Below are 13,412 nucleotides of genomic sequence, written 5' to 3'. Positions count from 1 at the left end.
GTGAAGAACTTCAATAAGCAAATCACTTTATCGCTGAAAAATCCGTTTATTTTACATCATGACGTTTACGGAGAAAAAGTCCTTCCGGGATTGGCTTATATTGATATGTTTTATCAGATTTTCAAAGAGCGCGGCTATTCATATGACAGGCTTCAGCTGCGCCATTTATCCATATATCAGCCGCTTATTGCGAAAGAAAACAGCGCCGTCAAGCTTACGGTTGAATGTACAAAGGTAAAAGAAGGGCGCTGGAAACTGACCGCAAAAGGGACTGAGATGGGCGGCGGACGAGTCCAGCCGGACGAACGTATTTACGTCAAAGCGGAAATGCATGAAACGGCTCCCGCAGTATTCAGTGACACGCTTGATCTTGACTCTGTCAAACGCGAGGCGGAACGCACCATCGATTTAAATGAGCTGTATGCACAATGCAGAAGCCAGGAATTGGTTCACAGCGGATATATGAAAGCCGAAGGAGAAGTATTTGAGGAGCGGGACGGCGTCACCTTTGATTTATCACTCGGAAAAGACGCGATGGGACAGGCCGGAGGGTTTTTGTTCCATCCGACTCTTCTTGACGGAAGCGGCGTCGGCGCAAACCTATTGATTTCATCGCTGTTAAATGGGGAAAAGAGGCTGTTTCTGCCTCTTTTCTATGAATCTTTTACAGCTTCCGAACCTTTGCAGGGCGGATGCATCACGAGAATCAAACGTTCGTCGCTCCGGCAGGAAAAGGAGCTCATTTACATTACACTGGAGTTTTTTAACGCATCCGGCCGGAAAGTAGCCGAGCTGAAAGATTTCACAAGCAAGCTCGTGCGGGATGCCGAGCTGATCAATACAGACCGAAAGTCTGCTGAGAAACCTCCTGAAAAAGCCGGTTTACCGGAAGTTGCGGCATCGCTTGAAGGCGGACACCCACATGAGGAAGCAGAACGGTATGTCATGAATCTGATGGCGGAAAAAATCGGCAAGCCGCTTGAACAGATTGATTCTCAAGTCGGCTACTATGAAATGGGGCTGACATCGTCCGGCCTGCTTGACGTCGTCGAAACGATCAGCGAAAAAATCGGCGAAACCCTTTCACCGACTTTGCTGTTTGAATATACGACGGCAGCAGAGCTTGCGGTTTTCCTGACTGAGCAGCACGGGAGCCATTTCAGCGCACCTCCGGCAAAAATGGAGAAGCAGCCGCAAACAGAAAAAAGGCGGAAAAGCAGTGTGGCGCAAGATGAAGATATCGCCATTATCGGGATGGCCGGCCGCTATCCGCAGGCCGAAAATATTCACGAATTCTGGGAAAACCTGAAAGAAGGAAAAAACTGTGTCACCGAAATTCCGGAGTCTCGCTGGGACTGGCGCCGATTTGAAAATGTAAAGTCGCCTTCCGGAAAGAGCATTTCAAAATGGGGCGGATTTATTGATGATCCGGATTGCTTTGATCCTCAATTTTTCAGGATTACGCCGCGGGAAGCTGAAACAATGGACCCTCAGGAACGGCTGTTTTTACAAACATGCTGGGAAACGATTGAGGATGCCGGATATACGCCGAAGTCGCTCGCAGAGGCGCGTGGACAAAATAAGAGACAGCGCGTCGGCGTCTTTGCCGGGGTGATGCACAAGGACTATACGTTGGTCGGAGCTCAGGCTTCTTCTGAAGATCATGTATTCCCGCTATCTCTTAATTATGCGCAGATCGCAAACAGAGTTTCATATTTTTGCAATTTTCACGGGCCGAGCATGGCGGTTGATACGGTCTGTTCATCTTCGCTGACTGCGGTTCACCTTGCTGCGGAGAGCATTCGGCGCGGAGAATGTGAATCGGCGATTGCCGGAGGCGTCAACTTGTCGCTGCATCCGAATAAATATCTGACATACGGTTTATGGGACATGTTTTCAACAGACGGGGTTTGTCATACGTTCGGGAAAGACGGAGACGGCTATGTACCGGCTGAGGGAATCGGTGCCGTTTTATTAAAACCGCTGCAAGAAGCGATAAAAGACGGAGATCGGATTTACGCGGTAGTAAAGGGCAGTGCCGTCAACCACGTGGGAACAGTAAGCGGGATTTCCGTGCCGAGCCCGGTCGCGCAGGCCGATTTAATTGAGGAATGCCTGGATAAAGCGGGAATCGATCCGCGCACGGTCAGTTATATTGAGGCGCACGGGACCGGAACGTCTCTCGGCGATCCGATTGAAGTTCAAGGCCTTGTCAAGGCGTTCCGCCAGTACACACAGGACAAGCAGTTCTGCGCCATCGGATCAGTGAAATCCAATATCGGCCATGCTGAATCGGCGGCGGGCATCAGCGGCTTAAGCAAGGTCGCCCTGCAGCTTCACTATAAAACGCTGGTGCCGTCTCTGCATTCCGAGGAGCTGAATCCGTATTTAGATTTTGAACAATCACCGTTTTATGTCCAGCATCAAACCGAAGCATGGCAGCAGCCTTCAGTGACGGAAGACGGAAACGAAACCGTATATCCGCGGCGTGCCGGGATCAGTTCTTTCGGGGCGACAGGTTCAAACGTGCATCTCATCCTGGAAGAATTTATTCCGGAAGAATCACACAAAACAAATGCTGAACCTGCGGAAGGACAGACATTCATTTTCCCGGTTTCCGCCCGAAATGAAGAACGGCTTAAAGAGTATGTTGCGAAGCTGTCTGCATTTATTCATCCCGGCGTGCCGCTTGAGGATGCGGCATATACACTTCAGGTCGGCCGTGAGCAGATGGAGGAGCGGGTTGTTTTCACCGCACAGAATATAACACAGCTTAAAGAACGGCTGGGAGGTTTTCTGGCGGGTCAAACGGCCGGCGGATGCTGGCGGAACAGAGCTGATAAAACGAAACAGGCAGAGCTTGCTCCGGACTTGATACATAAATGGCTTTCTTCCGGAAGTCTGGAGATGATTGCTGAGAAGTGGGCCGGCGGAGGAACGATGGATTGGAATCTCTTATACGGTGAAAACAAACCGAATCGGATCAGCCTGCCGACTTATCCGTTTGAAAAAACACGGTATTGGGTGCCCGAGGCGGAGAAAAGAGATTCGTTGCCGCAAAAAAATGCAGGCATGCTGCACCCGCTCCTGCATGAAAATGTATCAAACATGTCAGGCGTCCGTTTTCGGTCCTCTTTTAGCGGCGGAGAGTTTTTCCTGAAAGATCACGTCGTCAAAAACGAGCAGACGTTACCGGGCGCGGCTTATCTGGAAATGGTCCGGGCAGCCGTTGAACACGCGGCAGAAACGAAGGAAGAAGGAACAGTCCGCCTGAAGCATGTCGTATGGATACGTCCGTTTACAGCGGAGGATGAGTCCGCAGAATTGTATCTTCGTCTTTATGACGAAGAAAATGGGGAGATGGGATTTACGGTTTATCGTGAATCGGTTTCATCAGAACAAGAGCCCGTTCTCTATGCGCAAGGAAGCGCGGCGTTTGTCCGGGCGGGCGAACCGGCGAAAATCGAGATTGACAAATTGAGAGAATCACGCCGTCTGATCACACCTGACGCTTGCTATCAAGCTTATAAACAGATGGGGATTGAATACGGGGATGCTCATAAAGCGGTCACGGAAATCTATGCAAAAGACAGCGAAGTGCTCGCAAAACTCTCCCTCCCGTCATCTGTTTCTTATACAAAAGATCAGTTTGTCCTCCATCCGAGCCTCTTAGATGCGGCATTCCACGCGACAATCGGTTTGATGCTTGATAGAGACGGGACTGACATAAGGCCGATGCTGCCGTTTGCTCTCGAACAGATTGATGTGCTGAAAAGCTGTAAAAGCAATATGTGGGTTTCCATTGCGTACAGCGGTGATAGCAAGCCTGAAGATGCCGTGCAGAAGCTGGACATTGATGTATGTGATGAACAAGGCAATGTATGTGTGAAAATGACTGGTTATTCCGCACGGGAAATTGAAACGGATAAAACAGATACACTATTTTTTGAACACGTATGGGAAGAGAAGGCCGCTGTACATGAAAAAGCGCCAATCCATTTCAAAGCCCGTCACGTGATGATATCTGACCGGTTTACAGATCAGATGAACAGCATACAGACAGACTTCAGCTGTCACGTGCTCCGTGATCAGCATAAGAGTGAAGACGAACGGTTTGAAGCCTGTGCGCTTCAGGCTTTTGAAGAAGTGAAAAAAATCCTCGCTTCAAAATCCGGCGGGCGCGAGCTTATTCAGATTGTCGTGCCTCAAGAAGCTGATACGCAGCTCCTATGCGGCTTAACGGGGCTTTTGAAAACAGCGGCGCTTGAAAATCCGAACCTGACCGGCCAGCTGATTGAAGCGGAGCCGGACGTCAAGGCAGACACGCTGTCACGATATGTAAAAGAATGCAGCGCTCATCCTGATGACAAGCATATTCGCTATGAAAACGGCAGGCGCTATACGGCGCAATGGCAGGAATCGGGTCTTGAACAGTTGGGCGCCGAAAAGCCGTGGAAGGATAAAGGTGTTTATCTGATCACAGGCGGTGCGGGCGGTCTCGGATTTTTGTTCGCCAAAGAAATCGCCCGGCATGCAAAAGGCGCCGTTCTTATTTTAACGGGGCGTTCTCTGTTGGATAACCGTAAAAAAGCCCAGCTGCAAGAGCTGTCCGACCTTGGCGCGCAAGCCGTGTACAAACAAACGGACATGACGGAAAAACAAGAAGTTCAATCGCTCACAGCGGACATCTGCCGGCAGTACGGCGGCTTAAACGGTATCATTCACAGCGCCGGAACGATAAAAGACAACTATATTCTGAAAAAGCACAAGGATGAAATCCGTGATGTGCTGGCACCGAAAGTCTCCGGGCTGGTTCATCTTGATGAAGCATGTAAGGACATAGAGCTTGATTTTCTGATTCTTTTCTCTTCCGGAGCGGGAAGCGCCGGAAGCGCGGGCCAAGCAGATTATGCGATGGCCAATGCGTTTATGAACGCTTTCAGTGAAAAAAGAAACCGGCAAAAGGCCCGAAATGAACGCCATGGACACACTCTTTCAATCTGCTGGCCGCTTTGGAAAGACGGCGGGATGACGGTTGACGCTGAAACGGAAGCCATATTGACAAAAGAAAGCGGCATGGTCCCTATGAAAACAGAAAACGGCATTCAAGCTTTGTACCGCGGGTGGGCGGCAAAGACATCCCAGATCATGGTGACCGAAGGCTACGCCGCAAAAATCAGGGCGTTTCTGAAAAAATCAGCGGAAGATCAAGAAGAAACGGAAAGCGAACCAGAAGCACCGGCAGGCTTTTCATCAGGCAGAGAGAACATGCTTGCGGAAAAAACGGAGCATTTCTTGAAACAGGTGCTTTCGGAAGTAACCAAACTTCCTGTCGGCAGCATTGACGCCAAGGCGCCTATGGAAGATTACGGAATTGATTCGATTATGATTATGCATTTGACGGGACGGCTGGAAAAGAGCTTCGGTTCATTGTCAAAAACATTGTTTTTCGAGTACCAAAATATCGAATCGCTGGCGCAATATTTTATGAAAGCTCACCGCGGCACGCTGCTGGAAGTGACCGGGATGAAAACAGAAGAACCCCCTGCAGCCAAACCGGATCTGCAGGAGAAAACAGAAGAAAAGCCTGTATCCTATCGCAGTGAAGGCAAAAAAGGCTTTGCGCAAGTCCGCACAGACACGCGGAAAAATCCAGTGCCGGAGCGTGAGGATATCGCGATTATCGGTATATCAGGACGATATCCGCAGGCCGAAAATCTCCAGGAATTTTGGAAGAACTTAAGTGAAGGCGTTGACTGCATAACCGAAATTCCAAGCGGCCGCTGGGATCACAGCCTTTATTACGACGCTGATAAAGATCAAGAAGGCAAGACGTACGGAAAATGGGGAGGATTTTTGAAAGACGTGGACAAATTTGATCCGCAATTCTTCTCTATTTCACCCCGGGATGCAAAATTGATGGACCCGCAGGAGCGGTTATTTCTGCAATGTGTCTACGAAACGATGGAGGATGCCGGTTATACGCGCAAAAAGCTGACCGGAAAATCGGGTGACCTGCAGGGCGCCAATGTCGGTGTTTACGTCGGCGTCATGTATGAGGAATACCAGCTTTACGGAGCCGAAGAACAGGCGCGCGGAAAATCGCTCGCTTTGACCGGAAATCCGTCATCCATCGCGAATCGGGCTTCCTATGTATTCGGCTTTAACGGTCCGAGCATGGCTCTTGATACGATGTGCTCTTCTTCTTTAACAGCCATTCACCTGGCGTGTCAAAGCTTGCGGAACGGGGAATGCGAGGCGGCATTTGCCGGGGGCGTCAATGTATCCATCCATCCGAATAAATATTTGATGCTCGGCCAGAACAGATTTTTATCAAGCAAAGGCAGATGTGAAAGTTTCGGAGAAGGCGGAGACGGTTATGTGCCCGGTGAAGGAGTGGGCGCCGTACTCCTTAAGCCGCTTTCTAAAGCGAAAGCGGACGGTGATCATATTTACGGCCTGATCAAAGGAACGGCCGTGAACCATGACGGAAAAACAAACGGGTATTCCGTCCCGAATCCGAACGCCCAAGCTGCGGTAATCAAACAGGCGTTAAAAGACGCGGGAACCGATCCGAGGGCGGTCAGCTACATCGAAGCCCACGGCACCGGAACTTCACTCGGCGATCCGATTGAAATCACGGGTCTGACAAAAGTCTTTTCAGAACAAACACAAGATAAACAGTTTTGCGCCATCGGCTCAGCAAAATCCAATATCGGGCACTGTGAAAGCGCAGCAGGCATCGCGGGGCTGACGAAGGTGCTGCTGCAAATGAAACACAAGAAGCTTGCGCCGTCACTGCATTCCCGGACGCTTAACCCGAATATTGATTTTCCGAGTACGCCGTTTAAAGTGCAGCAGACGCTTGAAGAGTGGAAAAGACCGGTCATAAATGATAAGGAACTGCCGAGAACCGCGGGGCTTTCCTCTTTCGGAGCCGGCGGCGTCAACGCTCACATCGTCATTGAAGAATATACCGCTGATGTGGATAAGGAGACGGCTTTTGCCGCACCTCATCCGTCGATGATCATTCTTTCCGCGAAAAATGAGAAACGGCTTCAAGAACGGGCGAAACGGCTTCTTGATGCACTGCGGAGCGGGCGTTACAGGGAAGCGGATCTTGGCCGGATCGCCTATACGCTTCAAACCGGCCGTGAAGCGATGGAAGAGCGTCTTGGTCTGATTGTCAGCAATTTGCGCGAGCTTGAAGAAAAGCTTGACGGATTTACGGGAGGCAAAGATTCAATTGATCAGCTCTACCGCGGACAAGTCAAACAGAATAAAGACACGATGGCGCTGTTTGCGGCTGATGAGGACATGGAAAAAACCATTGAGGCATGGCTTGAAAAAGGCAAAGCCGCAAAGGTATTAGAGCTTTGGGTAAAGGGCCTTCCGCTGAATTGGGATAAGCTGTATCAAATGGGCAGACCGCAAAAAATCAGTCTCCCGGCTTACCCGTTTGCAACGGACCGTTATTGGATCGACACATCAGCTGATGCAGCTGTCAAAAAACCGGCCGAGACAAAGCCTGCACCGATCGCACCGGCGGCCGTCCCGGAACCGGTCATTGAAGCAGCACCTCTTTCCGAGGAGACTGCGAAAGAAAAACCGTCAAATATTACATTGCAGCCTTTGAGCGGAGCGGGACCGAAAAGAATGGCACAGTCCGCTGACCGTCCGGCGGTTTCCGCTGAAAAAGTAAGTGCCGAATTAACGGAAAGTTTGGCGGACGTTTTATATATGGATCCCGGCGATATCGACGCAGACGACACTTTTATTGATATCGGTATGGATTCAATCACCGGTCTTGAATGGATAAAGGCCGTTAATAAAACGTACGGCACGTCCCTTACGGTGACGAAAGTATATGATTATCCGACAATCCGCCAGTTTGCGGTCTTCTTGCAAAAAGAGCTCGGGACAGAACCGATCCTTGAGGAAGTAACCGAACCGCAGAAAACGGAGGCCGTGAACAAACCGTCCAACATACTTCTGCAGCCTTTAAACGCTCATAAGCAGCCGGTGATACAAGCAGAAGCGGATATTTTGGAGGCGATGTCTGAAACGGCAGCTTCCGCTGAACCGGAAGAACCGATTGAAGCGGTGCATGACGAGTTATCAAAAGCACTTGCTGATGTATTGTACATGGAGCGGCATGAAGTAGATATTGATGAGGCCTTTATTGACCTGGGCATGGATTCGATTACCGGTCTTGAATGGATAAAAGCCGTCAATAAACGGTACAGCACGGACTGTAACGTAACGAAAGTGTATGACTATCCGACCATCCGTCAATTTGCCGATTTTCTGCGCACGCAGCCGTCCGTCCGCGGCAGAAAAAAACAGGCGGTTCCCGTACGTCCGAAGCCGCTTACGCAGCAACATGCCCCGCAGGAGAAAACACCTGCCGAGCCGGAGAGATTAACGGTTCAAAAGGAACTTGAACCGGTGCAGGCCAAACAGGAGCCTAATGACGAGATGGCGGACGCGATAGCTATCGTCGGCATGTCGGGCAAATACCCCGACGCACCGGATCTTAAGACGTATTGGGACAATTTAGTGCGTGCGAAAAACGCCATTCGCGACATCCCGCTTTCCCGCTGGGATGTAAACCAATACTATGATCCGGCCTTAAACAAGAAGGGCAAAGTATACTGCAAATCAATCGGTATGCTTGACGGCATTGAAGAATTTGATCCGCTGTTTTTTAATATTTCTCCATCTGAAGCGGAACTTATGGACCCGCAGCACCGGATATTTTTACAGGAAGGCTTTAAAGCCTTTGAAGATGCTGGCTACAGCTCCAAAGAATTAAGCGGGAAAAATTGCGGCGTTTATTTAGGGATTATGAACAATGAATACGGCATGATGTTAAATAAACATCAGACAGGAGGAAGCGCAACGGGCAACAGTTTCAGCATCGCGGCGGCCCGCCTGGCGTATTATCTCAACTTGAAAGGGCCGGCGATTCCGATCGATACGGCATGCTCATCGTCTCTTGTCGGGACTCATTTGGCGCGTCAGGCGCTGTTGAATCATGAAATTGACATGGCACTTGTCGGCGGCGTCACCTTGTATATAACGCCTGAATCATACATCAGCATGTGTGAAGCCGGAATGCTGTCTCCTGACGGCCAATGCAAAGCATTTGATAACAGCGCAAACGGATTTGTGCCTGGCGAAGGCGCGGGGGCGCTCGTTCTGAAAAGGCTGAAAGATGCGGAAGCCGATCAAGACCATATTTACGGAGTCATTATCGGATCCGGAATTAACCAGGACGGAAAAACAAACGGCATTACCGCGCCGAGCGCGAAAAGCCAAATGGATTTAGAGCGCCAAGTGTATGAAACGCACAACATCCACCCTGAGAGCATCACCTATGCGGAAATGCACGGCACCGGCACAAAGCAGGGGGATCCGATTGAATTAGAAGCTTTATCTTCTGTATTTAAGGAAAAAACGGACCGAAAACAATTTTGCGCCATCGGTTCGGTTAAATCGAATATCGGACATACGTCGGCGGCGGCGGGCGTAGCAAGCGTCCAGAAAGTCCTGCTGTCGATGAAGCATCAAAAGCTTGTGCCGAGTCTTCATTTCAGCACGCCGAATGAACATTTTGATTTCGATGACTCGCCTTTATTTGTCAATACCGAACTCAAACCTTGGGAAACAGGCGGAGCACCGCGGCGGGCCTGTGTCAGCTCATTCGGCTACAGCGGCACAAACGCTCATCTCGTCATTGAAGAGTACCAGCCGAAAGACCGGGGCAGCCGAAAACCTGATGAGACAAACATTTTTGTACTGTCGGCGAAAAAAGCGCCGCAGCTAAAAGCCTATGCCGAGTCGATGATCGATTTTGCAAAAGCCAATCAGGATATCAATCTTTCAGATATGGCGTACACGCTTCAAACCGGGCGTGACGCAATGGACTGCCGTCTTGCGGTTACAGCCGGTTCGAGAGAAGAGCTGATCAGCCGTTTAACCGATTTTGTATACGGCAATACGGGTGAAGGGATATATGAAGCCCACATCAAAACGGCAAAAAAAGAAATCAAAGCATTTGAAACGGACGATGATCTGAAGCAGCTTGTCAGGTCATGGTTCGATAAGAAAAAATACGGCAATATAGCGGAATTGTGGGCAAAAGGGCTTCACGTGGACTGGAACAGGCTCTATCAAGACGAAAAACCACGCAGAATCAGTCTGCCGGCTTACCCGTTTGCCAAGGAGCCGTACTGGCTGCCTCAAGTGAAATCCGCATCGGAGGAAACGGAAGACCGGCGCGAAGCTGTGCTTTTAGAAAAGCAGTGGGTTCCGTGTGAGATCGAGTCTGCCGGTGAAAAAAGCGTTCAGAAGGTCATGATTCTGGCTGATGCAAGGACAAGGGGACTTGCCGAAGAGACTGCAAAGCATTTCGATGACTCGTTCATTCTCCCGATCGATTCGGCTGACACGTCAGCTAGCGATTGGAATCACATAGATGGCGCAATCGATCTGACAGGCTGCGGAGACGAAGACCTTTCACTGGAAGGGATCAGCCGGCTCCAGACTCTGATTGATACAAGCCGCCGTCAAGCGCTGACGCTGCTGTATGTAACAAAAGGCTTGGAGCCGTTTCAGCAGAAAACGATTCATCTCGCAGGAGCGGCAAAAAGCGGCCTGTACAGAATGCTGCAAAGTGAGTATCAAAACGTGACATCAAGACACATGGATGCCGATACCGATACAAATCAGCAGACACTTGCCAAACAGATTGCGGATGAATTTTCAGCGGACAGCACAGAACCGGAAGTCTGCCTCCGAAACGGACAGAGATACCGCGCTGTATTCAGGGAGATTCCAAAATGGGAGCGATCAGAACAACAGCCCGCACCGTTCCCGGAAGATCATGTGCTTTTCATTACCGGAGGGACGAGAGGGCTCGGTCTTTTGTGCGCGCGCCATTTCACAGAAAAACACGGCGTGAAAAAAGTGGTGCTGACAGGCAGGGAGCCGATTCCTCCCCGTCATGAACGGTCAGCTGTGAATACACGGATGAAAGAGAAAATACGGGCGATTGAAGCGCTTGAGGCAAAAGGTGTGCAAGTAGCGGTCATCAGTCTGAAATTGTCTGACCGTGATGCGGCGGCTGCGGAAATTGAAACGATCCGGCGCACGATGGGACCGATCGGCGGGGTCATTCACTGTGCAGGCTCGGTTAATTCAGTAAATCCGGCGTTTATCAGAAAGACTGCTGACGACATAAAAGAAGTGCTGGAACCGAAAGTCGCCGGGCTTCAAACCTTAAGCAGCCTTTTTACAAATGATCCTTTGCGATTCTTCGTCTTATTTTCTTCCGTATCTGCTGTCATACCGGCGCTTGCCGCGGGGCAGTCGGATTATGCGATGGCAAATGCGTACATGGATTATTTCGCGGCTGCTCATCAGCATCAATATCCGATGGTCAGCATTCAATGGCCGAATTGGAAGGAAACCGGATTGGGTGAAGTCCGCACAGAAAGCCTGAAGCAGACCGGACTTTTAGGACTGACGAATGCGGAAGGGATTGACTTGCTGGACCGCATTTTGTCTGAAAACATCCGCCCGGCCGTTCTGCCGGCCATCGTTGATCGAAGCGGATGGCATCCTGACAGGCTGCTCAGTCAAAAGAAAAAACAAAAAGAGACAGAAGCAGAAATAAACGGCCAAATCGAGGAAAAACAATCAGACTCAGACCTTCTTCTTGATACGAAGGCGTGGCTTGTGAAACTGTTTTCTGATGAGCTGAAAATCGCTCCGGATGAACTGGAAACAGACGAACCGTTTCAGGATTACGGGGTTGATTCGATCATTTTAGCGCAGCTTTTACAGCAAATGAATCAAGCGCTCAAAAAGGACTTAGATCCGTCTGTTTTATATGAACATCCGACGATTGAGGCGTTTGCCGAATGGCTTGTATCCAACAGTCAGCCGTTGCTCACAAAGAAGGAATCTGATACAGAAACCGCGGTTCCCGCCAATGTGCAAACCGTTCAAGCTGAACAAAACCGATATGCCGAAAATGAAGACATTGCCGTCGTCGGAATGAGCTGCCGCTTTCCGGGAGCTGAATCGTTAGAACAATATTGGGATCTGCTGAGAAGCGGCAGGTCCGCGATCGGCTCCGTGCCGGCTGAACGATTCGGTTACGAAAATCAGTATGTTGCGGGCTTGATTGAACATATGGATCACTTTGATTCCGATTTCTTTTTCATACCGGAAAACGACGCGAAAGCGATGGATCCTCAGGCATTGGCGGTGCTGGAAGAAAGCGTAAGGCTTTGGTGCCATGCCGGCTATACCCGTGAAGAAATCAAGGGCATAGAAGCCGGTGTGTATATCGGAGGCCGCAGCCAGCATCAGCCTGATCCTGAAAGCCTTGCGAATGCACGCAATCCGATCGTTGCGGGCGGGCAGAACTATTTAGCTGCAAACGTTTCGCAATTTTTTGACCTGCGGGGGCCGAGCATCGTGCTTGATACGGCTTGTTCATCGGCTTTGACAGGAATGAATATGGCCGTACAGGCACTGAGAAGCGGCGATATCAAAATAGCGGTAGTCGGCGGTGTCAGTATGCTGAACACGGATGCGGCGCACCGGATGTTCCAAGAGCGCGGGCTGTTAAACGAAGAACCGGCATTTCATGTATTTGATAAGCGTTCAGGCGGCGTTGTCCTCGGAGAAGGCGTGGGCATGGTGCTGTTAAAAACGGTAAGCCAGGCGCAAAAAGACGGCGACACGATACACGCAGTCATTAAGGCCGCCGCCATGAATAATGACGGCAGAACGGCAGGACCGTCAGCCCCTAATGTTCAGGCGCAAAAAGACGTTATGAAAAGCGCGCTTTTAAAAAGCGGCAAAAAGCCGGAGGATATCACTTATATCGAAGCAAACGGATCGGGTTCCGCTGTGACTGATTTACTTGAGCTGAAGGCGATTCAATCTGTATACCGCTCAGGTCAGCATGTTCCGCTCGGCATCGGGTCAATCAAGCCGAACATCGGGCATCCGCTTTGCGCAGAAGGCATCGCAAGCTTCATTAAAGTCGTATTAATGCTGAAACACAGACAAACGGTTCCGTTTCTCTCAGGGGATGAACCGATGCCGCATTTTGATATAACAAAGACCGATTTGTATTTTGATAAAACAGCCGGCGAATGGGATGCAGCCAGACCGTCTGCGGCCATCAACTGCTTTGCCGACGGCGGAACGAACGCCCACGTCATTTTGGAAGCTTGGGAAGAAAAAGATACCCGACTGAAAAGAAAGCCGCTGCCGGCACCGTCATTAAGACGTAAGGCTCTCGCAAAAGAACCTGACGCACCGGTGAAGAAACAAGAGCTTCCTGCCAAGAAAATGTTCTGGAAAGCATTTAAATAGAGAGGAGTGGGAAG

The 13,412-nt window shown here is 50.2% G+C and carries 1 protein-coding gene; it reads left to right on the top strand.

The genetic code is table 11. The features are described 5' to 3' along the window. A complete protein-coding gene (locus tag ACQE26_RS15180; protein ID WP_500469988.1) occupies positions 1-13,398 on the top strand; it encodes an SDR family NAD(P)-dependent oxidoreductase in 13,398 nt (4,465 codons plus the stop codon). The last annotated feature ends 14 nt before the right edge of the window (positions 13,399-13,412 follow it).

It is taken from the genome of Bacillus sp. 5RYD7K, assembly GCF_059831465.1.
This window is presented reverse-complemented; position numbering and strand designations above follow the sequence as displayed.